The sequence below is a fragment of the Lysinibacillus sp. CD3-6 genome, assembly GCF_006351725.2.
GTDB lineage: Bacteria > Bacillota > Bacilli > Bacillales_A > Planococcaceae > Lysinibacillus.
In genome coordinates, this window is sequence record NZ_CP085880.1 from 4,531,999 (window position 1) to 4,553,550 (window position 21,552).

At 35.9% G+C, this 21,552-nt stretch carries 27 protein-coding genes and 1 riboswitch; of the genes, 15 read left to right on the forward strand and 12 right to left on the reverse strand.

What is annotated here, in order from left to right:
• Window positions 1–2 precede the first annotated feature (2 nt).
• The 3 genes from abc-f to FH508_RS22445 form a co-directional block, all read right to left on the reverse strand.
• Window positions 3–1,634, reverse strand: coding sequence for a ribosomal protection-like ABC-F family protein (abc-f, locus tag FH508_RS22435; RefSeq protein WP_173479312.1), 1,632 nt, complete (start codon window positions 1,632–1,634; stop codon window positions 3–5).
• 421 nt (window positions 1,635–2,055) lie between these two features.
• On the reverse strand, window positions 2,056–2,298 hold the full coding sequence (locus FH508_RS22440) for a hypothetical protein (protein ID WP_173479311.1): 243 nt from the start codon (window positions 2,296–2,298) through the stop codon (window positions 2,056–2,058).
• Window positions 2,299–2,752: 454 nt separating this feature from the next.
• Window positions 2,753–3,265, reverse strand: coding sequence for a DNA-deoxyinosine glycosylase (locus FH508_RS22445; RefSeq protein WP_173479310.1), 513 nt, complete (start codon window positions 3,263–3,265; stop codon window positions 2,753–2,755).
• A 268-nt stretch (window positions 3,266–3,533) separates the two neighbouring features.
• Between FH508_RS22445 and FH508_RS22450 the strand changes: the two genes are divergently transcribed.
• From FH508_RS22450 to FH508_RS22465, 4 genes are all read left to right on the forward strand, one after another.
• Window positions 3,534–4,388, forward strand: a complete 855-nt coding sequence (locus tag FH508_RS22450; RefSeq protein ID WP_173479309.1) for a sensor histidine kinase — start codon at window positions 3,534–3,536, stop codon at window positions 4,386–4,388.
• 50 nt (window positions 4,389–4,438) lie between these two features.
• Window positions 4,439–5,044, forward strand: a complete 606-nt coding sequence (locus FH508_RS22455; RefSeq protein WP_139860363.1) for a sensor histidine kinase — start codon at window positions 4,439–4,441, stop codon at window positions 5,042–5,044.
• Window positions 5,041–5,748, forward strand: a complete 708-nt coding sequence (locus FH508_RS22460) for a response regulator (protein WP_139860365.1) — start codon at window positions 5,041–5,043, stop codon at window positions 5,746–5,748. Before FH508_RS22455 ends, FH508_RS22460 begins: the two co-directional genes overlap by 4 nt.
• 99 nt (window positions 5,749–5,847) lie before the next feature.
• The gene (locus FH508_RS22465) at window positions 5,848–7,170 is read left to right on the forward strand and encodes a CitMHS family transporter (protein WP_139860367.1); all 1,323 of its coding nucleotides are present in this window, start codon (window positions 5,848–5,850) and stop codon (window positions 7,168–7,170) included.
• 49 nt (window positions 7,171–7,219) lie between these two features.
• Here FH508_RS22465 and FH508_RS22470 read toward each other — a convergent pair whose 3' ends face one another.
• Window positions 7,220–8,008: a DUF2268 domain-containing putative Zn-dependent protease gene (locus FH508_RS22470; RefSeq protein WP_173479308.1), complete on the reverse strand. Its 789-nt coding sequence runs from the start codon at window positions 8,006–8,008 to the stop codon at window positions 7,220–7,222.
• A gap of 108 nt (window positions 8,009–8,116) precedes the next feature.
• Between FH508_RS22470 and FH508_RS22475 the strand changes: the two genes are divergently transcribed.
• A complete protein-coding gene (locus tag FH508_RS22475; protein ID WP_173479307.1) occupies window positions 8,117–8,374 on the forward strand; it encodes a hypothetical protein in 258 nt (85 codons plus the stop codon).
• 74 nt (window positions 8,375–8,448) lie between these two features.
• Here the strand turns inward: FH508_RS22475 and FH508_RS22480 are convergent, their stop codons facing one another.
• Window positions 8,449–9,120 carry a polysaccharide deacetylase family protein gene (locus FH508_RS22480; RefSeq protein WP_228134531.1) on the reverse strand — a complete coding sequence of 224 codons (672 nt, stop codon included), beginning with the start codon at window positions 9,118–9,120 and terminating at the stop codon, window positions 8,449–8,451.
• 434 nt (window positions 9,121–9,554) lie between these two features.
• Between FH508_RS22480 and FH508_RS24010 the strand changes: the two genes are divergently transcribed.
• From FH508_RS24010 to FH508_RS22490, 3 genes are all read left to right on the forward strand, one after another.
• Window positions 9,555–9,677 (forward strand): hypothetical protein, encoded by a 123-nt coding sequence (locus tag FH508_RS24010; RefSeq protein WP_255639596.1) that lies wholly within the window; start codon window positions 9,555–9,557, stop codon window positions 9,675–9,677.
• 102 nt (window positions 9,678–9,779) lie between these two features.
• On the forward strand, window positions 9,780–10,082 hold the full coding sequence (locus FH508_RS22485) for a YunC family protein (protein WP_173479305.1): 303 nt from the start codon (window positions 9,780–9,782) through the stop codon (window positions 10,080–10,082).
• Between the two features lie 35 nt (window positions 10,083–10,117).
• The gene (locus tag FH508_RS22490; RefSeq protein ID WP_173479304.1) at window positions 10,118–10,768 is read left to right on the forward strand and encodes an SIMPL domain-containing protein; all 651 of its coding nucleotides are present in this window, start codon (window positions 10,118–10,120) and stop codon (window positions 10,766–10,768) included.
• 55 nt (window positions 10,769–10,823) lie between these two features.
• Here FH508_RS22490 and FH508_RS22495 read toward each other — a convergent pair whose 3' ends face one another.
• Window positions 10,824–11,369 carry a histidine phosphatase family protein gene (locus FH508_RS22495; protein ID WP_173479303.1) on the reverse strand — a complete coding sequence of 182 codons (546 nt, stop codon included), beginning with the start codon at window positions 11,367–11,369 and terminating at the stop codon, window positions 10,824–10,826.
• 139 nt (window positions 11,370–11,508) lie between these two features.
• On the opposite strand from FH508_RS22495, the gene FH508_RS22500 reads away from it, so the two are divergent.
• Window positions 11,509–11,760, forward strand: coding sequence for a group-specific protein (locus FH508_RS22500; protein ID WP_370635696.1), 252 nt, complete (start codon window positions 11,509–11,511; stop codon window positions 11,758–11,760).
• Window positions 11,761–11,798: 38 nt separating this feature from the next.
• Here FH508_RS22500 and FH508_RS22505 read toward each other — a convergent pair whose 3' ends face one another.
• The 3 genes from FH508_RS22505 to FH508_RS22515 form a co-directional block, all read right to left on the reverse strand.
• On the reverse strand, window positions 11,799–11,957 hold the full coding sequence (locus FH508_RS22505) for a DUF1540 domain-containing protein (protein ID WP_173479301.1): 159 nt from the start codon (window positions 11,955–11,957) through the stop codon (window positions 11,799–11,801).
• A gap of 108 nt (window positions 11,958–12,065) precedes the next feature.
• A complete protein-coding gene (locus tag FH508_RS22510; RefSeq protein WP_173479300.1) occupies window positions 12,066–12,677 on the reverse strand; it encodes a methyltransferase domain-containing protein in 612 nt (203 codons plus the stop codon).
• A gap of 69 nt (window positions 12,678–12,746) precedes the next feature.
• Window positions 12,747–13,190, reverse strand: coding sequence for a VOC family protein (locus FH508_RS22515; RefSeq protein ID WP_173479299.1), 444 nt, complete (start codon window positions 13,188–13,190; stop codon window positions 12,747–12,749).
• 455 nt (window positions 13,191–13,645) lie between these two features.
• Between FH508_RS22515 and FH508_RS22520 the strand changes: the two genes are divergently transcribed.
• Complete coding sequence (locus tag FH508_RS22520) at window positions 13,646–13,951, forward strand: YuzC family spore coat inner layer protein (RefSeq protein ID WP_228134199.1); 306 nt, start codon at window positions 13,646–13,648, stop codon at window positions 13,949–13,951.
• 109 nt (window positions 13,952–14,060) lie between these two features.
• Window positions 14,061–14,162: riboswitch (SAM riboswitch) on the forward strand.
• 250 nt (window positions 14,163–14,412) lie between these two features.
• Complete coding sequence (locus tag FH508_RS22525) at window positions 14,413–15,150, forward strand: cyclase family protein (protein ID WP_173479298.1); 738 nt, start codon at window positions 14,413–14,415, stop codon at window positions 15,148–15,150.
• Between the two features lie 65 nt (window positions 15,151–15,215).
• On the opposite strand, the gene FH508_RS22530 is transcribed toward FH508_RS22525, so the two are convergent.
• Both FH508_RS22530 and FH508_RS22535 read right to left on the reverse strand, forming a co-directional pair.
• Window positions 15,216–15,812: a DedA family protein gene (locus FH508_RS22530; protein WP_173479297.1), complete on the reverse strand. Its 597-nt coding sequence runs from the start codon at window positions 15,810–15,812 to the stop codon at window positions 15,216–15,218.
• 466 nt (window positions 15,813–16,278) lie between these two features.
• Window positions 16,279–17,052, reverse strand: coding sequence for a Cof-type HAD-IIB family hydrolase (locus tag FH508_RS22535; protein WP_139860611.1), 774 nt, complete (start codon window positions 17,050–17,052; stop codon window positions 16,279–16,281).
• A 465-nt stretch (window positions 17,053–17,517) separates the two neighbouring features.
• On the opposite strand from FH508_RS22535, the gene FH508_RS22540 reads away from it, so the two are divergent.
• Complete coding sequence (locus FH508_RS22540) at window positions 17,518–18,213, forward strand: DUF2225 domain-containing protein (RefSeq protein WP_139860608.1); 696 nt, start codon at window positions 17,518–17,520, stop codon at window positions 18,211–18,213.
• Window positions 18,214–18,234: 21 nt separating this feature from the next.
• Window positions 18,235–18,588, forward strand: a complete 354-nt coding sequence (locus FH508_RS22545; protein ID WP_173479296.1) for a hypothetical protein — start codon at window positions 18,235–18,237, stop codon at window positions 18,586–18,588.
• 58 nt (window positions 18,589–18,646) lie between these two features.
• On the opposite strand, the gene FH508_RS22550 is transcribed toward FH508_RS22545, so the two are convergent.
• Window positions 18,647–19,480 carry a MerR family transcriptional regulator gene (locus FH508_RS22550; RefSeq protein WP_173479295.1) on the reverse strand — a complete coding sequence of 278 codons (834 nt, stop codon included), beginning with the start codon at window positions 19,478–19,480 and terminating at the stop codon, window positions 18,647–18,649.
• Between the two features lie 84 nt (window positions 19,481–19,564).
• On the opposite strand from FH508_RS22550, the gene FH508_RS22555 reads away from it, so the two are divergent.
• Window positions 19,565–20,032, forward strand: coding sequence for a GNAT family N-acetyltransferase (locus tag FH508_RS22555; RefSeq protein WP_173479294.1), 468 nt, complete (start codon window positions 19,565–19,567; stop codon window positions 20,030–20,032).
• Complete coding sequence (locus FH508_RS22560; RefSeq protein ID WP_173479293.1) at window positions 20,019–21,353, forward strand: MATE family efflux transporter; 1,335 nt, start codon at window positions 20,019–20,021, stop codon at window positions 21,351–21,353. Before FH508_RS22555 ends, FH508_RS22560 begins: the two co-directional genes overlap by 14 nt.
• Window positions 21,354–21,552: the final 199 nt, after the last annotated feature.

Consider the following 21,552-nt stretch of genomic DNA (forward strand, 5'->3'; position numbering starts at 1 on the left):
AACTAACGAAGTTCGTTAATTTGCTTCGTTAAGTCATTAAACTTTCGATCAAGCATTGCATATTCTTTATCCTTTGCCGTTAGAAAGCTCAATTTGCCGAGTATTTCTTGTCTTTCGTTTTCAAGCGTTAATCGTAGTGCGCTCGTATCATTTACTTGTGGAGGTGAACTCTCTTTCCATTTTCTTTCAATGCCATTATTTTTAAGCTCCCAAACAATGTTCGTCGTTTTTTCTAGAAAATAACGATCGTGTGAAACAACGAGCAATGTACCTGTATACAGCTCCAATGTTTTCTCCAATTGCTCTCGTGAAGGCAAATCTAAATGGTTCGTTGGCTCATCTAAAATGAGAACGTTTTTTTCCTCTAATATATAGGCCATAAGCTTACACTTCACACGCTCACCCATACTCATATTACCAATAGGCGCTGTCCAATGACTCGCTGTAAACCCTAAATGTTTCATGACATTGCGGACTTTACCTCTTTCCTCAAACGTCTCCTTGTAAAAATATTGCTCTGGCGTCAGTTCAAGTGGCAAATCAAATACGTCCTGCGTTAAATAGCCAATATTGGCAGCAGGAGAAATCCATATATCGCCATCTGCTTTTTCTTGCCCTGTCAGCACTTTCAATAAAGTCGTTTTCCCGCTACCATTTGGACCAGTAATCGCAATCTTTTCACCAAATTTAATTGTCATATTTACATCTTTCAATATAAGACGATGGTGAAAAGATTTTGTTACATGCTTACACTCTAAAAATCGTTTTCCTACCCGTTGGCTTGTTTCTACTGAAAATCGTACTTCCTCTTCTTGCTTAAGTTGTTCAACTTTATTTTTTGCTAATTCCTTTTCCAATCGTTTTTTCTTTGATTTTACTTGCGCATCCATACGTTTAGCTTTAACTCGATAAAACTCCTTCACACCCTCTTGCTTCGTCGATTGCGCATGTGCCTTATGCGACCACGACGAAAGCTCATTCATCTGCGCTTCAATACGTTCAATGTTCTTTTGCTGTTTTTCATAGGCACGTTGCTGTGCTAATCGTTGCTGCTCTCTAGCCGCCATATAACTTGTATAATGCCCACTATGCTCATGCAATTTACCATCTTCCAATGACCATATTTTCGTGGCAACTTCATCCAAAAAATAACGGTCATGTGACACGACAATAATTGTACCGCCATATTTTTTTACTTGAGCGATTAGCAGTGCTGTACTTGCTTCATCTAAGTGATTTGTCGGTTCATCCAATAATAGTAATTGCGCATGCTGTGAAAAGCCTCGTGCTAGTCGCCTTTTCAGCTTTTCGCCACCACTTAAAGCCGTAAACTCTGTGTTTGGCACATGCCATTTCGCTAGTAAATTGGCTTCCTCTGCACTTACTTCCCCATTTTCAATAGCTGCTTGCTCTTGCTCTACATAAGCTATTTTGATTTGCTGTAACCACAATAGCTGCCCTGTTGTAGGAGTTAGTATGCCTTGAATGAGCTGTAATAATGTCGATTTTCCAGCACCATTTTTACCAATTATGCCAATGACTTCACCTTGTTTTACCGTAGCGTTCACATTTTCAAAAATTAATGTATCATTCACTTCATACTGTACATTCTGTAATTTTAAAAATTCTTTCATTTCATCCGTTCCTCTCCGTATAGAGGGACAAAAAAATCCCTCCAATTATTTTGGAAGGATTAGTCGCGAAATATCATACATAAAAAAGCTCCAACGTAGAGCCTCGTTTATGAGATGATCCAATACTAAAAAAGCTACACCCCATTAAAGAAATTTTAACGGGGAAATATGCGTTTTAAGTATACGGTTAACGATAGTCGGCGGTTATGCCTGTATCGTTACACTTATGGAAAATGGGCAGACTAATCCTATTTTTGGTTCATTGAAATATACATTTCATGTGCAAAAAATAAGATTAGTTAATCATCAGCCACCCATCGTCCCTTCATCTTTAGTTACAATAATTGTAACATCATTTTCTCAAAAACAGAATAATTATCATAAATTTCTCTCTATATTTTCGAAAAAGACACTATGTTCACTACAATAAAAAGGGATTCATCTCGTTAAATCGACGAATCCCTCGCAATAAAAGTCCCTTATCTAAAACATTCGAATGCGAGGATGTTATCCCGCAAAATTGTACTGAAGCGCCAGCCAGATCTACTGCTCCAGCGGAATCCTGCGATAACTTCCCTGCCAATAACCGTTGGGAAAAACCAGAAATTTCTTCCGTTTCTCGTCCATATAAAAGTATTCCTAAATAAACATCTTTGAATACCACTAGATCCTCCATGCCATGCAGGCATAGCTGGCGAAAAACTTGGTGGAGCACTCGTTGGCATTTGTCCAGTAGATGGCGGGCCGTAATTAGGTGGTCCTATATTCGGTGGACCAAAATTTGGTGGGCCAAAGTTAGGCGGCCCCATATTCGGTGGACCGAAATTAGGCGGGCCAAAGTTAGGTGGTCCCATATTCGGTGGACCGAAATTTGGTGGGCCAAAGTTAGGTGGTCCCATATTCGGTGGACCGAAATTTGGTGGGCCAAAGTTAGGTGGTAAACGTCTTTCCCCTAAATCATCATTAGGAAATATATTCAATGCAAACTCCCCCTTTTACATATTTCAATATATGTGTAAGGGCCATTGCTGATTGAGCCATTAGCCTATTCATCAATTTAGTCTTTACTTAACCATTTACTTTTTCGCCATCAAAGCTATGTTCATACGTTTAAGCCTTTATTGTGCTAAGCACGATTGCATCACTTGCCAATCCTCGAGTTTTTCATCAAATGACTTAATATTTTTGCCTGGGATTGGGCTTGTCGATGGCATCTTTTGATATGCTCGCCCGTCTAAAACTTCAAAGCCAATATGTTTTTTAAACACTTCAAATGCTTTACCACCATTAAAAAGCACAAGTTTGATATTTGGATAACGTATAAAAAGTGTTTTAAAATCATTCGGTTTTTCATTTTTAATGGCTGCATCTAAACTGCCCTTCCGCTCACATGATTCGATTGTATCCCACAAACCAATATGATTTTCCTTTAACAACGCTATTCGCTCACTATAATCTACAGGTATTTCTTGCTTTAATATTTCCCCAATAATAGACCAAAAGTGATTGCGTGGATTGCCATAATATTGTTGCTTCTCTAATGATTGCTTTCCTGGCATTGAACCGACAATAAGCACTTTTGTTGTGACATCAATTACAGGGGGCAATACATTTTTTACTTCATCTGACATAGCCATCACTCCTTTTTTTTATTGTAGCGTAAAGTTTTGAATATTCCCCATAATGATGAGCTGTTATCTACTCTCATTTTGTTGAAGATTTATGATAGACTATTTCAAATACGCTCTTTCACGAGGTTTATATCACTTGAATTTAGAAACAATCGAAAAAATAATACTAACTATATAGAGGTGAAATATGAAGAATTTGTTCCAATCTCTAACGGTTAAAATGATTTTTTTAATGACTATTCTAATTCTTGTAATATGTGGACTGTTTATGTATCTTTTACAAGAACATATACGAGAAACAACAGAAAAACAAATAGGCGTAGAAGCATTAAATATTGCTAAAACCATTGCTTCAATGGAGGAAATTATTACAGCCTTCGATCAAGAACATCCAAGTGAATCGATTCAGCTAATTGTTGAACCGTTAAGACAGGAGATTGATGCCGCGTTTATTGTCGTTGGTAATGTTGAAGGTGTTCGTTACTCACACCCATCAGAAGATAAAATAGGACATAAGATGGTTGGTGGAGACAATGATGCAGCATTACAAAATAAACAAGCTTATATTTCTAAAACGATAGGGTCATTAGGCGAATCTATTCGAGGTAAAGCTCCAATTGTTTTAGACGATAACATTATCGGTGTTGTTTCTGTCGGTTTTTTAACAGCGCATATCGATACAACCATTAAGGAACATATTTACAAGTGGCTACAATATACAATCATGATTCTCCTCATAGGCATTCTTGGAGCAATCGCTATATCCATATATATAAAAAAGTTATTGTTCAATATGGAGCCCATTCACATCGCTAAATTATATCAGCAAAACAAAGTAATTTTAGAGACAACAGAAGAAGGAATACTGGCGGTCAATCATTTAAATCAAATTACTACTATTAATAAAAGTGCGTACGAGATGCTAGATTCTACTCATAATCAATCCATTTGCGAATGGATGGGAACAAAAGTTGAGCATATTTTCACTCCTGAAATTGTTGCACAAGAATACATTCATAACTTAGAACTATCATTAGATGAAAATATTATCATCCTAAATAAAGCGCCTTTAGTTGAAAAGAAAAGAAAAATTGGTTCATTGTATACATTTAGAAAAAAATAGACATTCAAAAAGTTATCGATGAACTAAAACAGGTCAAGCAATATGCCAATATGCAACGGGCCTATACACACGAGTTTGCAAACAAGCTTCATATTATTTTAGGTTTGCTTGTTCATAAACACTACCATCAAGCTATCGATTTTATTAAAGAAGAGCAAAACATACAACTTAAAAATCAGACATTTTTAAACAGTAATATAACAGCCCCCATACTACTAGCATTAATTCAGGGCAAAATGGCAGAAGCAGCTGAACTGGGCATTAAACTGGAGCTAAAGGAAATTTCCCCATCTATTCAATTAACTAAACCTCAGGAAGATGCTATTGTAACAGCACTTGGTAATGTCCTACAAAATGCCATTGAATCTTTAAAAAACTGGTCATCCTCCAATAAAGTAATTCAACTTTCCATCAACGATTATAAAAATCATTACTTAATGGAGATCCAAGATAATGGACCTGGTATTGATAATAATTTGTACGATAAAATTTTTACAAAGGGTGTTTCCACAAAGGAAGGCTTAGATCGTGGGCATGGCTTGACGATTAGTAAAAAAATCCTCAAAAAAATCAATGGAGATATTATATTAGATTCTGGTGATTTATCAGGAGCATGTTTTTTAATTATAGTTCCTAAAGGAGGTGTTCTCGTATGACTGCATGCAGAAGTGTGTGGATTATCGAAGATGACTTTAGAGTAGCAAACATTCACGCAGATTATGTACATGCAATAGGAGGTTTTAGGGTTACGGAAAGTTTTCGTACAGGTCAAGAAGCAATAAAAAAACTAAACCTATCCTCTAGCTTACCAGCCATTATTTTAACAGATTTGTATATCCCTGATGTTGAAGGCTGTTCATTAGTACGCCATATACGTCATCACTATCCTTCTATTAAAATAATTGTTATTTCAGCCGCTACAGAAAGAGGATTAATAAAAGACGTCTTAGATTTGGGAATTTTAGATTACTTAATTAAACCGTTTGAACAACACCGACTTCAACAAGCATTTAAAAAATATTTGAATGAGCAACATTTGTTTAAAAATAGCATGAACATCACGCAACATGACCTTGATTCCTTACTTTATCGTGAATCAACTACACCAGAAGAGACGCTAGCAAAAGGAATCGATTTACATACGTTACAAACCGTTAAAAGTATATTTAAAAAAGCTCAAACACAAGAGCTTACTGCCTCACAATTAAGTGAGCTTATCGGTTCTAGCCGATCAACAGCACGTCGTTATTTAGAATACTTAGTTGGCGAACAATTTTTGCACATAAAGCCCATTTACGGCACAATTGGCAGACCTGAAAGAAAATATATTCATCATGCAATTTATGAACAAAATGAATAGTTTGTTTCTTATTTAACATATGGCCATATTATTCCCTTCCAGCCAACACCATGCTAACTTTAAATAATCAGAATAATCAATTAAATTGGAGGGGTTTTTTTGAGCTTAAGTGTAATTGGCTTTTTTACTATTATGGTTATTATTTCTCTACTCATAAGTGGTCGTGTATCGCCACTTGTAGCAATGGTTATTCCACCGATAATAGCTGCATTAATCGCTGGTTTTAGTTTCGATAAATTAGGCGAATTCTTTAATGCTGGACTAAACTCTGTGATGAGTGTCGCTGTTATGTTTATCTTTGCAATTATTTTCTTTGGTATTATGCAAGATGTTGGACTATTCGAACCATTGATTAACAAAATGATTGCGCTTTCAAAAGGGAATATCGTTATCGTCGCTGTTATTACAGTACTTATTGCTGTAGTAGCCCAGTTAGATGGTTCTGGTGCTTCTACGTTTTTAATTACAATTCCCGCATTATTACCTCTATATTTACGATTACGTATGAACCCATATTTATTACTTTTATTAATTGCAGGAGCTGCAGCTGTTGTAAATATGGTACCTTGGGGAGGTCCTTTAGGTCGTGTTGCTTCAGTATTAGAGGTGGATGTTACCGAGCTATGGTATCCATTAATTACAATTCAAATTATTGGTGTTGGACTAATGTTAGTTTTAGCACTATACCTAGGCTTTAGAGAAAAGAACCGCATTCTGAAACAGTATGGCACACTCGGTGTTTCGCACGATGATTCTACTTTAAATCTAGGAGTCGTATCATTAGAAGTAGATACAGCCTTACGTCGACCAAAATTATTATGGGTTAATGCGGTAATTACTATTTTAGTAATAGGAATTTTAGTAGCAGGCATTGTACCAGCGGGTTTAGCCTTTTTAATCGGCGTGGCCATCGCCCTACCAATTAACTATCGTACACCTAAAGAACAAATTGAGCGGATACGAACACATGCCCCAAATGCTTTAACGATGGCGTCCATTATTATTGCAGCTGGATTATTTTTAGGCATCCTCAATGGCTCTGGAATGTTAACGGCTATCGCCAACAATGCTGTAACGATTTTACCGTCTGCCCTATCATCTTATTTACATATTATTATTGGTGTATTAGGCGTACCATTTGATTTGTTGTTAAGTACGGATGCCTACTATTTCGCCTTATTTCCAGTCGTTGAACAGATTGGCTTAACTTTCAATATTGATTCACTTTCAACTGCTTATGCAATGATTATTGGAAATATTGTAGGTACATTTGTATCGCCACTTGCGCCAGCTGTCTGGTTAGCATTAGGCTTATCAGGATTAGAAATGGGGAGACACTTAAAATACTCTTTCTGTTGGATGTGGGGGTTAAGTATTGTTTTACTAGGCATTGCTATAGCAATAGGGATAATCACTATCTAAAGATCAAAACCAGTTGTCAATTCATACATCGACAACTGGTTTATAGCTATTATTGAAATGCTGAACCTGCAAGTATGCTTTTAGAGCTTTTTTTAAGAAGCTTATTAGACGGATGTTTTTGTATATATGTCCTTACAATTTCATAACCAATGCAATATCCTATCAACGGTGGAAGCTTCCCACCATATAAAAATTCAACATGATTGTGTAAGCCTTGGACATGGATATTGGGCACAAAATCATCCTTCCAAATTGCTAGCATCTTTTGCAACGTATAATCTCCCAGCCAAGGCGCTAACCATTTAGACCCGTAAATTTCCTCTACTGCACATTCAGCTAAGCCTTCTAAAATTATTGAATCTAATAGCGTTACTTCTTGTAGCGATTTGTTTAAGTAGTGCAGTCGGCAAACATGATTGTACTCATGTGCAAATAATGCTTTAAGTTCTTCCCTTTCTAGCTCTCCTATAAATAAAAATAATGCATCTGGATAAGCAACACCATTTTTATTTGTAATGGTCTGCTCTTGTGTAATCGGAAAAATATAGATTGGAATATTTGGACCGTTCCACTGTTTCTTTAAATAATAATATTCTTCTTGAACAATATCCCAAGTTTTTTGATCCTGTAACTTCTTAATATTAATTTTTTCATGCGCACGAAAAAGGCCTTGTTGCTGTAACTCAAACTGTATTTCGAGCGGTGTTCCACCATTGAAATGTTCTAGTAATCGGCTACAAAGAATAGTACGTTGCAACTCTTCAAAATCTCTACTGTCTTTTAACTTTTGACTAGTCTTTAACTCGTAAAGCCAATCATCAGTTGATATGACTGACATACGTTCACCCCCTTGCAGTAGCTTATGTTTCCAATAGACATTCGGCTAGTGATGGTTGTAACCAACGGCATATATTATCTTGTAAGGACTAAGAAAGGAGGAGATTCTGTGAATCCAGCTGAATGCTATAATCTTTGCTGTAAATATCACGGTAAACGTGTAAGAATTACTGATACATCTGGGAATGTTCATGTCGGAGAAATAACTAAAGTGGATAGAAGACAGGTATGGATTCTACCTGATAGACAAAATAGAGGATTTGGTTTAGGATTTTGGGGTTGGGGTTTCGGAGGACCAGGGTTTGGCGTTGGAATCGCACTTGGTGCAATTGCCGGAATTGCATTAGCACCTTTATTATTTTTCTAGTTTAAATACCTCAAATACATGTTTAATATAACCGAAAAATAAGCCATTTCAATATTTTTGAAATGGCTTATTTTTTATTGGACTTTCTCTTGTTGCTGTTTTCTTTCAATTAATTCCGATACTGTTACAAATGTATAGCCCTGTTTTTTTAATGTTGGGATTATTTCTTCTAGGGCTTTAATTGTTTGTGTGCGGTTGCCGCCTCCATCATGAAATAAAATAACATCCCCTGGCTTAGTTCCACCAAGCACTTTTTGGACTATTTTATTTACTCCTGGTTCTTTCCAATCTTGTGTATCTTGATGCCAAGACCACATAACGACCTGGTAACCATTTTTTACAGCTGTATTAATTATTTTATCGTTATAGTTACCACCTACAGGGCGAAATAAAACAGGCGAAAAACCAGTAATATTACTAATCATTTCGTTTGTCCGCTGTAATTCATCCTGTAATTTAGAAACAGAAACTTTGAAGGGGTGCGTATAAGTATGGTTGGCTAGTTCATGTCCCTCTTTATAAGTTCTTGACACAACATCTGGATACTTTTCTGCATTTTGACCAATAATAAAAAAGGTCCCCTTTGCTTCATACTTAGCTAAAATATCTAGCACCTGAGAGGTATATTTCGGATCAGGTCCATCATCAAAGGTTAAGGCTACAATTTTATCCTTTGTGTTAATATCCCATACAACCTCACCAGTCTCCTCATATTCACTACGCCCTTTTTCTGCAGAGGTACTCATTTCCGTAAAACATATAGAAATGAATAAAAAGCAAGCCGTCAAAAACAATACATTTTTACGTATCACAGTATCACCTCCCACAATTAATTGCATATTACAGCTCATCTTACTATTTACGAAACACATCAAATTTATTCTTCAAAAAGACTGCCTGATTTTACTGATACGCGATAAAACATTATGTTAAAAAATCGTTCAATAAACGTTTTTCGCATACTTTACTAACTTTTTTTATCTAAACATTTTTCACATTCTTATTTCTAAATAATTTTCATGAAAACCGCGTCAATTTTTGAACGAAATGTGAAACCTTTCATTTAACACTTTATTTTTTAAAAAATCGGTGTAAAATAAGGGGCATATCTGATATATAACAACTACAGACAATTTAACAACTGTTATATTACAAATTTGTGTGAAAGGGGATATTAAACATGTGGGTTATTACTGTTTTTGAACAAGATACATACCGTATGTTCGAGTACACTACGCAAGCTGAGGCTACATTAGCGTTAAAAAATATACAACAAACTGCATTGCTTTCTTACACAAGATAAGTGCCAGGCACCAAAACAATTCACACACAATTTTTTAGTGGAAATACCGAACACCTTTTTATCTATTGCCATATGTATAGAGAGAAAAGGAGTGTGATGTTCATGGTGACGATTGAACCTATTATGATTAAAGGTCATTTTTTCACTGCTGTAATTGTACATTTACCAAAAACGACACTACTAACTATTTCCAATGATACGGGCTACATCATGTGTGGTGCATTAGATGTCGGTCTTTTAAATAGCCGCTTATTAGATCGGAAAATTATTGCAGGTCGAGCGGTTGGAGTAAAAACGATCGATGAGCTATTAACAGCCCCTCTCGAATCCGTTACATTTGAGGCTGAACAACTAGGCATTTTTGCAGGAATGACTGGAGTAGAAGCATTATTAAAAATGATTTAAAACACGACTAGAGCCCAGTCGGGAGGTGGTATTAAATGTATTTCACACAGACAAATGCACAATCGCTCCCTGCATCGCGCATAATGACTGTAACAGGCAACGGAAAAGTAGTGGCTAATGCCAGTTATGTGCAACTTCAAATTGAAGTATCTACGCAAGGAGAAAATGTGCAGCAAGCGCAGCAAGAAAATGCTAGCATTATGAATCGTGTAATTCAATCCATCTTGGCACTATCTATTCCAAGAGAAAATATTCAAACTGCCACCTATTCGATTGCGCCTCTTTATGATTATGTAGATGGTAAACAGGTGTTTAAAGGCTATGAGGTGACAAACGCCATAACAGTAAAAGTGCCTGACACTAATCTTGTAGGGGTTGTTATTGATACGGCTGTGGAAAATGGCGCAAATCGTATATCCTCTATCCAATTTAAAATTGATAATGGGGATGTATATTATCAGCAGGCACTTAGCTTAGCACTTCATAATGCACAAATGAAAGCTAATACAATAGCACAAACAATGCAATTATCTGTGCATCCTCAAGCGATAGAAATTGTTGAAGAAAACGAAAATGGCCCTGTGCTATATAAATCGATGGCAATGGCAGATTCATCAATGGTAACGCCCATTGAACAAGGACAGCTCACCATCAGTGCCGCTGTTCGCGTTACATTTCAATACTAAGCAGTACAACAAAGCCAGACTCCATTTATCATAATGAAGTCTGGCTTCTTTTCTATTAGTGATCGTTCCAAATACGTTCAATCACCGCTTCGTTTTGAATATAGCTTATTTGATAGACATCTGGATTACTGAGCCTTTGCCAAAACTGAAAATCTACGTCACTTTGATAACTCTTTACGAGCAAGGATATTAAATTGCCATGACTGACAATAACCGTCTGTTCAGTACCTCTCACAACCACTTCGTTTACAACGTTCTTGATGCGAGTCATTGCCTCCTGACTGGACTCCCCGCCCTCATATTTCAAATCCAAATCAGTAAAAGTTATTTTTAGTTTTTCATACCAATCTGGTAAATTATCCGTGCTTAATGTACGCTCTGAAAGGCGGTCATCTAATTCAATTTTTTTGTTTGTTCTTTTACTTAATAGTTCGATGGATTGGATAGCACGTAAATAAGGACTCGAAATAATTCGGTCGATGTTATAAGTATAAAAAAAGTCAGCTAAACGTTTAGCCTGCTCTTGTCCTCTTTCTGTTAAAGGCGCATAAGAAGATTGGCCTTGTGCTTCGCAATGTCTAATTACGTAAATCCGCTTCATTTGACTCCCCTCCGCATTCCAATAAATTATTCCGATCATTTTACTATTTGTAACAACTATAAGGAAATGGATTTACTCATGAACTGCCCATAATCATCATATATTTAGTCAGTGTAAAAGATGATGCTTAGAGGAGGATATGATGCAGGCTGAAAACAAACGCCTTCGGAAAATTCAACATCTTGCTCATGAAATTATGGATGAGATGAACGCAGGGAAAGAACTGAATGAGCTCGAAAGATTAATACCTGTCATTGATAATTTATCTCGTGCAATCGGTGATTTAACAGACGCTTATGGAAATTATTCGATAGATTATGTAGAAGAAAAAGTCAAAATTGCACATACTTTATTGTTCAAAAAAGACAAAGTAGATATGTATCAGTTATGAAAAAAGAGGGTAGCCCATTAAGGGTTACCCAAACGCTATTAATGCTCTTCAGGTGTAAATGTTTTGCAATCTGTTTCTTCACTATTCGATGCATGCTGACCTTTTTGACTTACAACGTAAATCGCTTCTGCAGTGCATTTATTACCAGAGCCCCAATACGTGCAGTTATTGACTTCACATAGAATTTGTTGTGCCATCGTATCACACCTCCTCTTTTGTTATATCTTTAACAAATTCGGAGTTTTCAATACTTAACTTAAATAAAACCCAAAAATACCCTTAAGTTACAAAGGCACTGTCTTGCTTTATCTTTCGTCAGTTTTAACAGCAACTAATTTATTTGCTGCGTGACAATGTTGAATATTGTTATCATGCTCATCTTCAAATTGGTAGGAACGATAATATGGAATTGACCAACGATGATATAGTTCTTTGATTTCGCCTTCTTTACATATCCCTTTAATAAATGGTGCTAAATCTTCTGGAATCTCTACTTCATCAGTGAAAACGGTAATAATATTAATTCCTTGTTGCTTCGTATGTATTTGCATTGATTGTATAATGTGATGCCACGCATCTCGCTCTAAAAAATGGAACAAGCCATGCGAAATAATTAAATCAAAGGAACGTTTAAACTCATATGTCGTAGCATCTTGGACAATTGCTTGTAAGGTATGTAATTGGTGTAACTCTTTGTATCGATTGATTTTAGCAATACCTGCCTCCGAAATATCAATAGCTTCCACCTCAAACCCAAGCTGCGCTAAATAGACCGCATGCCTACCATCACCACATCCTATATCTAAAATGCTCGCCCCAGCTTGCAATGTTTTTGCCCATTCAACCACTTCCTCACTAGGATTACCAAAAGCATAATAGGTATCAGCTAAGTAATCTTTCTCCCAAAATGGTTTCACACTACCGTCTCCTCTATATCAGGTTTATCTAAATGTGCTTTGACAAAATTCCATCAAAGCACTGCCAATCTATTGTTTAATAATTAACATATCGTTTTCATCAAATTCCCACATATCACCGTATGCCACTTCCCAATAAAAGCCGTTTGGATCTTGAAAATAGCCACTATAGCCTCCCCAAAACACTGTTTCAGGCTCCTTTACAATGTTTGCTCCAGCTTTTTTTGCTAACAAAAATACTTCATCGACTTCTTCTTTAGACTTTCCATTGTAGGCAAGCGTAATACCATTAAAGCCATTACCTACAGTTGGTGGATTCGCTTCATTTATATCCTTTACTAAGCGATCAATTTGGAAAAGGGATATTTTAGTTCCTCCATTATTAAAGAAAATAACATCTGGATTTGCTTCATCCCCATAGACAACTACTTCGAACCCAAGCCCATCACGATAAAATGCCAACGATTCAACCATATTTTTCACACCTAATGTAATTAAATTTAAACGATTCATCCCATCGTCCCCTTTTCTACAGTATCTATTACATATTCTCCCTTTCTTGTGGCAAATCCTTTTTGCTCTATGCTATTGCCATTAATGTATACGCATTATCAAATTGCTACATGGCTGTACCCATTGCATTATTGTCTCGATTCAAACATCTTTATTTCAGCCATTTCGATTGCCATTTTTTCTGATAAAAATAATATTATCTCCGTACCGAACTTTTTTTACATTCATTGCAACATATATAAAAAGAGGACTACGCTAAGCTTTGTTAGCTAAGAACGGGCTACTTCAACACAAAATAGAATGCCACTACATAAGATACACTAAGATATTAGCTATAGATTGGAGGAATTCTGCTGTATTACAATCCTTATCCGTATTATGTTTATGTACATCAATATCCAAATTGGGGCGTTGCTAATTCGTCTTTCCCCCACCATTTACCTGGACAGCTTGCGATGCCCACATCTCCAAACCCAAATCAGTACCCGCCTATTAATACATTGAAGTTGAAGACATCTGCCAAACAAATTCAGCCGATTATGCAGCAGGCCCAATTATTAACAGAGAAAATTGAAGGGTCCGATCAGTTTGCCCATGATCTTAAAAATGCCGCACAGCTTTCCAAGCAAGATGAAGTCCAAAAACTCATTTCTTCTGCAGGTGTTACAGCGAAATTCGAAGCGAAATATACGCCAGACAATATTCGAATTGTTTTATCAGAAGGTGGGTGCTGTAGTATCGCAATCATTTTATATTGGTAAGAAAGAAGGCATCTTATTTTTTATAACCATGCACTCCTATAGAACTTGTAAACTATTTATAATTATGCTAAAGTATTTGTTATTACTATTTCTGAAAATTCATATATTTTTCTTATCAAGAGAGATGGAGGGATTGGCCCTATGAAGTCTCAGCAACCAGTCTTAGGCATGGTGCTAATTCCAAATGGTGAAATTCACCAAAAGATGAGAAGACTGACTTCTGTTACACGAGAGTCCTCTTCTACAAGTAGGGCTCTTTTTTTATTTTAATTAATGGTTAATTTCCTATTAGTTTTTCTAAGAAAAATTATGAACTTTTGAATGTAGTAGGCTTGAGCTTGTCCGCGAAAGCGTTCGCCTGAAGCGTAACGATGGGAATAATCATTCTTTTTTCACTTCGATGTTCGTATTTAATGACGCAATTGATTCACCACTCATAATTAAGAAAGCAGGGAATAAAAATGACAAATGAACTTTTACAAGCATTACAGCTATTAAAAACTAAGCAATGGGTCGACTTAACACATACATTCGGGCCAGACTCTCCTCATTTCTTTATGTTTGAAGATGCAAAATTTGAAACGCTATTTTCTCATAATGACGGCTTTTTTGCACAACAATTTACGTTTCCTGGGCAATATGGAACGCATATTGATCCACCTATTCATTTTGTTGCAAATACGCGCTACTTAGACGAATTAGAATTAAAAGAACTTGTCCTTCCGCTTATTGTTATAGATAAGTCCAAGGAAGCAGAATTGAACAATGACTTGACGTTAAGCGTACAAGATATTTTAGATTTTGAAGCAGAATATGGAGAAATTGAAGCAGGTACATTTGTTGCACTGCGAACTGATTGGAGTAAACGTTGGCCAGATAAGGACTTATTCAATAATAAAGATAAAGACGGTCATAACCATATTCCAGGTTGGGGATTAGAAGCGTTGCAGTTTTTATTTACAGAACGGAAAATCAATGCCATCGGTCATGAAACATTCGATACAGATTCAGCGGCGGATTTCCGTAAAAATGGAACGTTAGATGGCGAATATTTTGTACTAGATCAGGATACATATCAAATTGAACTGATGACAAATTTAGATAAGCTACCAGCCAAAGGAGCAGTCATTTTCAATATTGTGCCAAAGCCTGAAAAAGCTTCTGGATTCCCTGTGCGTTCATTTGCAATTTTGCCTTAAATTTAAATAAAAATGGTCTGCCTCAAATGCCAAATAAACATTTGAAGCAGACCTTTTTTTACTATTTATTTAATAGTATTTCTTTTTTTAAATACAAAGTACACAATCAGCATTAATACGATAAACACCAATATGGCATATAGGCTGTATTGAGATAAATACATGCCAACAAAACGCCATTTATTTCCGAGTACTTTCCCTAAAGTAATAAAGGTGAAAGTCCATATTATTGCACCTGCATACGCATAAACAGCAAACTTTTTATAGGGATAATTATTAATAGCTGCAATATATGCTGTTAGATGACGAACACCAGGTATAAAATAGCCAATTAATAATAGGACAGGCCCTATCTTTTCAAACAGTTTTTTCGTAAACTCAATTTTTTGTGCAGTAATATGAACTTTCGGCCCATATTTTTGTAATAGCGGTAACCCAAATCGACGACCGACAAAGTAGCTGAGGGTGATGCCTCCTGCAGCTCCCACTGCAGCACTTATTAATGCAGGAATATGTTCTAAATTTTCACGATAAACATTATATCCTACATAGGTTAAAAAAATTTCGTCAGGAAGTGGCAGCCCGACAATCCCTCCAACTAGTATAAGAATAATTCCGAAATACCCGTAATGTTCAATAAGAGATTGCACGTGATGCACCATAAATTTACCCCACCTAAAGCCTTAATTTTCCCAATATCTTAGCTTACCATAAGCCTCTTAAAGTCAATTATTTCTATCAATTACTTTTGTATAGGTTTAATTATTATTACATGTATATTAATATTGTACAATCATCATAACTTTATTTTTGATAAATTCAGTTTTTAACAATTACTCTCTTTACCGTATCACCCTATCTCTTTCAGTCTAAATTTCTATTTCACATCACTTTATTTCCCTTACCGCCACCAGTGACGGATATGCTGACTGAAAACTACATACATGTGACAATGGCAACGACATCATCTACTCCAATTTATTCATACAATCTAATAACATTCCTGTCTATCCAAAATATAAGTAGCGTTGAGCACATACTATGGAAGTAGATGTTAAAAGCTAAAAAGGGTCTCTTAGGGGCCATTACGATAGCAGAAAAATTTTATTTCTAATAATATTTATTACTCTAGATAAGTTGGAGCTTACGCAATGCATAATCAATGCCACCTTCATGCGAATCTAACGTGACATAATCAGCAATATTTTTTAATGCGACACTGCTATTTCCCATCGCAATACCATATCCAACTTGCTTTAACATATCAATATCATTCTCTCCATCTCCAAAAGCAATTGCTTCTTCTCGAGGGATGTTGAAATATTTTAGCACTGCTTCAACAGCGATGGATTTTGATACATCATCTTGTAGCACATTCATAATTGTCGGATGCCATCTTTCAAACTTTAAATTAGGAAATTGTGTTATGTACTTTTTCTCCACTTGCTCATTGGCATATAAACACATTAAGTAAACTTGCTCATTTAAAATATTATGATTCGTGGGAGGATAGTCATCTAAAGATAATGTCTCCTTCATTGCCTTTAATGTTGCTTGATGACGAACATTATTCATGAATAGGTGGTCAGTAAAAAATGTCAGGCTATCCTGATTATTATCAGCAAACGCTTTTACACTTTGTACGACATCTTGTGCGATGGGCATACTATGGATTATTTGATTACCATGCTGAGTATAAGCCCCATTCGCAGTAATAAACGTATCGATACCTAGTTCTAGTAAACGATGGCACATAGATAGTGGTCTTCCTGTTGCAGCAACTAATCGAATTCCTTTGTTTCTTACTATTTGTAGAGCGTTCTTTGTACTCGATTCAATACAACCATCGCCATAATTGATGAGCGTACCATCCACATCAAAGAAAATAATTTTACAGTCCATTTCAATCTAGCCCCTTTCAATTAAATAAGAAAATATAGAAATTATTGTACTCGAAAATAAAGAAAACAGTAGCTTTCCACTTCCTTAAACTCCTTATCTAAAACCATATTATTGAATAGTAAATTTATCCTATGTGTATTATAATAAAACTACTTAAATTTTTTTATAAAAAAGAGCGTTTTAGGTATGTCAGACTTAATTTAATAAAGTAGATTTAAAACAGTTAACTTTTCCCTAAGTACCACCGATAAATACTATTGCTAGTATATTTAAAGCAAACATTCCCTTTACATAAAAAAATATATTTTCTTCTTGGTACTACTTTAATCATGCTGAAGGAGTATACCAAAAAACATAGAATTGCTAAAATAGTAGAAAATCCATTACATATATTGAACGAGTATTCCCCCTATTTAAATAGAACTAAAGAAATGTTAAAAACTCGACACAGAGGAGTTGGTTCATATGGGTTTTAATATTTACTACTACGAAAGTAATGTGGAATGTAAATTTTGCAAAAAACAATATACAACATATAAGGTACGACCAAATCGTTTTAAAATAATCGAAGAACAAACGGATTTTATGCCCGTTTACGAAGGCTTGAATCCACTTCTATATGAAGTTGCTGTATGTCCACATTGTGGATATGCTTACCATAAATCTATGACGAGAACTTATGGACCGTTCTTGCTACTAATTGATGAATTGTATATTAAAGAACTACATAAGCCAATGAATATTTGTCGTGAACGCACTATGGACGATGCGATTGTTAGCTATAAACTAGCCTATCTCGTAGCGAAGGCTTCAATGGAAGAGGCACTTTTAATGGCTAATATCGCACTAAAAATAGCATGGCTGTATCGTTTAAAAAATGAAAGTGAATCTGAAAATCACTACTTATATGCAGCAAGAGATTTTTACAGTAAATCTTTTGCGTCCAATCAAGAAGGCAGTGAACGAATTCAATACTTACATGCCGAATTAAGTCTTCGACTCGGTGATATTGTAGAAGCAAAAAAAGGATTTTCTCGGTTAATCGCGGATCGAAATGTCTCCAATAAATATCGTAAATTAGCTCGTACTCGTTGGGAAAACTATAAATATGACGAACAACCCGATAATGTTCCAGAAAATAAACAAGAAATCATTAAATAATTGAGAAGGGAGAGGAATTGAATGCTGCTGTTCGGAAAGAAAATAGACGCTCGCGAAGAAGATGTTTTTTCAGATTTACACCATTTTTTATTACGAAAAAATAATCGGCACTTAACGAATGATGAAATTGTTGCGTTAACAGGTATTTCATCAGACTTACTTTATAAATGGGTGAAGACAGGCAAGTTAAAAACCTCTATCTTTCCTAATCTTGGTGCACCATGTGAACGATGCGGTAAAATTACACAAGCCAAAATTTGCGTTAATTGTTCCTCATCCATTGTTAACACCTTACAGCAAGAAGAAAAAGATCAAGCGTGGTTTAATAAAATACAACGCAATAATTCAAGAGCTAGCACTTACCATTACAAATAAATCTTTGAACACAAGAAACTACCTATATCGCGTATAGGTAGTTTCCTTTTTTGCAAAGCTACTTTGCCTTTTTGACTATTTCCATCATAATTTTCGTTACATAGTCTTCCTCTCGATTTTTAATAACCGCATCATAAATATATTCCTCATACACGTACTGCCCAAGCTCGTAGCCGTTTTCTTCCATAACCTTAAATAATCTTTCATACGTTTGCCCAAGCGTCGTTGATAACCCGATATGGTAACCAATAATAAAATCGCCTTCAATCGCCTTAAAATAAGGATGCCCTTCTTGTGGTTGGGGCTGTTCCATATATAAGTAACAATAATTATCATAGTTACCAGCTAAAACTTGCTCTCTTTTTGTGATGCCTCCAATTGGATAACCTGTATCAAGTTGCGAGCGATCCAATTCATCGATAAAATCTGAGACCGCCTTTACAAACTGTTCCTCTGTGGAATCTTCAATATTTTTGCTTAAATATAATGTCTCCTCAGGGAAATGCCCAATCGTCATACTGTCAAAATCTATATGCATCGCTTCCTCTGTTGTCTCTATTTTCACCTCAATAATACTTTCAATCATTTCAAGCTCTCGCCTTTTTTTTGCCACAAGCTCCTTTTGCTGACGCATTAAATCTAGAAAATTTTCTGGTGATTTATCTGCCATATACTTTTGAATTTCTTTTAAAGACATACCAAGCGTCTTTAATAATTCAATAACGCTAAAAAAATCATATTGTGCGATGGAATAATAACGATAGTCCTTACTATCTTTCATAATTGGTGATAAAAGACCGATTTGATCATAGTAAATGAGCGTTTGTTTATTAACCTTACAAAGCTTAGCAAATTCACCTGTTGTAAAATATTTTACGTTTTTATTAAGCATTTTAAGTTTCCTTCCTTGACTATATAGTTACTATATACTTTAGATTGTAGCTATTCACAATAAATTTAGAAAGGTTTTGACATTATGTTCACGGAAATACGTGACATCACAGCTTTAAACAAAGAAGAAGTATTAGCTTTACACATCGCTGACAATCAGCAGAACTTTATTGAAAGTACACAGGAGTGCTTAGACGAGGCACATGACGATCGTCGATTTGTTCCAGTTGGTTTGTATAAGGAGGATATCGCGGTAGGCTTCGCAATGTATGGTGTATTTCCACATGAGGATGATACACAACGCGTTTGGCTAGACCGCTATCTAATTGACGAGCGTTATCAGCATAAAGGACTTGGAAAGTACTTTTTACAACAGCTTATCAATTTCTTACAAGCAAAGTACAATTGCCAAAAAATATTTTTAAGCGTCTATGACAACAATAAAGTAGCCATTCAGCTCTATAAAAAGTTTGGATTCGTCTTTAACGGCGAATTAGATGAAAAGGGCGAAAAGGTGATGGTAAGAGAGGTACTTGCTCATGACGACAATTAATCCAATTGAAACAAGACCGTTAAAGCCATTGTTTTTATCCTACTTATTCCCAGCGATGATTGGGATGCTACTGATGTCTGTAAACATTTTAGTTGATGGTATATTTGTCAGTCACGGAGTTGGCCCGACCGCTCTTGCAGGCGTCAATATTGCCGTGCCGATTTTCTCCATTTTATTATCAATTTCCCTATGGATTGGTATGGGTGGTGCCACTTTGTACTCCATTTCACTTGGGGAGGGCAATAAAAAACGAGCACATCAGCTTTTTACACTAGCGTTTACATCAATGCTTGCAGTAGTTTTAACTTTAGTGCTAGTACTTTTATTTAACTTAAAAGAAATTGCCTATATTTTTGGGGCAAGTGATGTTACTTATCCTTATGTACAAGAATACTTACATGTAATTTTAATATTTGGTGTCTTTTACACAATCGAAAACTTACTAAGTATTTTTATTCGCAATGATGGAAATCCAAAGCTCGCAATGATGGGTTTAATTACTACATCCATTTTAAATATTATATTAAACTACGTATTTATTTTCGTGCTCCATTACGGTGTAAAAGGTTGCGCCTTAGCGACAGCAATCTCTACAATCATCGGCATGTCGGTGCTATGTCTCCATTTCTTCCGAAAGCAATCTGAATTAAAATTTGTATCTACGTTTTTCAACTTATCCGATTTGAAGAAAATATTTGCCATCGGTTTACCAAGCTTTATCGTAGAGGCTTCTATGGCGATTATCGTGATTTTATATAATGTATCGTTTTTGCACTACCTTGGTGCAAACGGTGTAACAGCATATGCAATGGTTAACTATATTCATACAGTACTATTAACCGTATTCCTAGGTATCGGTATGGCTCTACAACCTCTTGTCAGCTACCACCATGGTGCCAGATTAACAAAGCGATTAACTGCACTTTTGAAAATTGGTTTAGCAACCGCTCTTATACTCGGATTAAGCATTGCCATTATTGCTATGCTATTCCCTTCCCAATTAATAGCCCTATTCGGCGATTGTACGTTTGAAATTCGCCATATAGCAACCCAAGGTTTTGTTCAATTTGCAATTGGCTATGTTTTCTTAGGCTTAAATATGGTACTTGCAGAGTTTTTCCAATCTATTGAAAAGATTCGTCTTGCAACAACTATTATGTTACTACGCAGTATTATTTTATTTATTCCAGCGCTCTTATTGCTACCTAAATTACTAGGCGCACAAGCAATTTGGTGGACTTTCCCCGTCGCAGAAGGTATTACTGCATTGCTGATTTTCTTATATATCCGAAGAAAGCCGCGGGCGGTTTTTTCCAACTAACGGGTAATATACTGCTATCGTTGATTTGCGTTACAAGCGGCGCTTTCCGCTTCAATCAACGCCAATAATTGTTTGAGAATTGTTTGAGTGCCTGGCACCCATTCCTAGCATAATATCGCTCCTAACACTTCGCTTTCCGCGGGCACGACCTAAGCCGCAACCCTCGCTATCGCACGGTTTGTTGCGTCTTACATTACGT

What these genes read in the sequence shown, in the direction of transcription:
- abc-f (WP_173479312.1), bottom strand. Translation starts at nt 1,634, where the DNA reads ATGAAAGAATTTTTAAAATTACAGAATGTACAGTATGAAGTGAATGAT.
- FH508_RS22445 (WP_173479310.1), bottom strand. Translation starts at nt 3,265, where the DNA reads ATGTCAGATGAAGTAAAAAATGTATTGCCCCCTGTAATTGATGTCACA.
- FH508_RS22450 (WP_173479309.1), top strand. Translation starts at nt 3,534, where the DNA reads ATGTATCTTTTACAAGAACATATACGAGAAACAACAGAAAAACAAATA.
- FH508_RS22455 (WP_139860363.1), top strand. Translation starts at nt 4,439, where the DNA reads ATGCAACGGGCCTATACACACGAGTTTGCAAACAAGCTTCATATTATT.
- FH508_RS22460 (WP_139860365.1), top strand. Translation starts at nt 5,041, where the DNA reads ATGACTGCATGCAGAAGTGTGTGGATTATCGAAGATGACTTTAGAGTA.
- FH508_RS22470 (WP_173479308.1), bottom strand. Translation starts at nt 8,008, where the DNA reads ATGTCAGTCATATCAACTGATGATTGGCTTTACGAGTTAAAGACTAGT.
- FH508_RS22480 (WP_228134531.1), bottom strand. Translation starts at nt 9,120, where the DNA reads ATGAGTACCTCTGCAGAAAAAGGGCGTAGTGAATATGAGGAGACTGGT.
- FH508_RS24010 (WP_255639596.1), top strand. Translation starts at nt 9,555, where the DNA reads ATGTGGGTTATTACTGTTTTTGAACAAGATACATACCGTATGTTCGAG.
- FH508_RS22485 (WP_173479305.1), top strand. Translation starts at nt 9,780, where the DNA reads ATGGTGACGATTGAACCTATTATGATTAAAGGTCATTTTTTCACTGCT.
- FH508_RS22490 (WP_173479304.1), top strand. Translation starts at nt 10,118, where the DNA reads ATGTATTTCACACAGACAAATGCACAATCGCTCCCTGCATCGCGCATA.
- FH508_RS22495 (WP_173479303.1), bottom strand. Translation starts at nt 11,369, where the DNA reads ATGAAGCGGATTTACGTAATTAGACATTGCGAAGCACAAGGCCAATCT.
- FH508_RS22500 (WP_370635696.1), top strand. Translation starts at nt 11,509, where the DNA reads ATGATGCAGGCTGAAAACAAACGCCTTCGGAAAATTCAACATCTTGCT.
- FH508_RS22505 (WP_173479301.1), bottom strand. Translation starts at nt 11,957, where the DNA reads ATGGCACAACAAATTCTATGTGAAGTCAATAACTGCACGTATTGGGGC.
- FH508_RS22515 (WP_173479299.1), bottom strand. Translation starts at nt 13,190, where the DNA reads ATGAATCGTTTAAATTTAATTACATTAGGTGTGAAAAATATGGTTGAA.
- FH508_RS22520 (WP_228134199.1), top strand. Translation starts at nt 13,646, where the DNA reads ATGCCCACATCTCCAAACCCAAATCAGTACCCGCCTATTAATACATTG.
- FH508_RS22525 (WP_173479298.1), top strand. Translation starts at nt 14,413, where the DNA reads ATGACAAATGAACTTTTACAAGCATTACAGCTATTAAAAACTAAGCAA.
- FH508_RS22530 (WP_173479297.1), bottom strand. Translation starts at nt 15,812, where the DNA reads ATGGTGCATCACGTGCAATCTCTTATTGAACATTACGGGTATTTCGGA.
- FH508_RS22535 (WP_139860611.1), bottom strand. Translation starts at nt 17,052, where the DNA reads ATGGACTGTAAAATTATTTTCTTTGATGTGGATGGTACGCTCATCAAT.
- FH508_RS22540 (WP_139860608.1), top strand. Translation starts at nt 17,518, where the DNA reads ATGGGTTTTAATATTTACTACTACGAAAGTAATGTGGAATGTAAATTT.
- FH508_RS22545 (WP_173479296.1), top strand. Translation starts at nt 18,235, where the DNA reads ATGCTGCTGTTCGGAAAGAAAATAGACGCTCGCGAAGAAGATGTTTTT.
- FH508_RS22550 (WP_173479295.1), bottom strand. Translation starts at nt 19,480, where the DNA reads ATGCTTAATAAAAACGTAAAATATTTTACAACAGGTGAATTTGCTAAG.
- FH508_RS22555 (WP_173479294.1), top strand. Translation starts at nt 19,565, where the DNA reads ATGTTCACGGAAATACGTGACATCACAGCTTTAAACAAAGAAGAAGTA.
- FH508_RS22560 (WP_173479293.1), top strand. Translation starts at nt 20,019, where the DNA reads ATGACGACAATTAATCCAATTGAAACAAGACCGTTAAAGCCATTGTTT.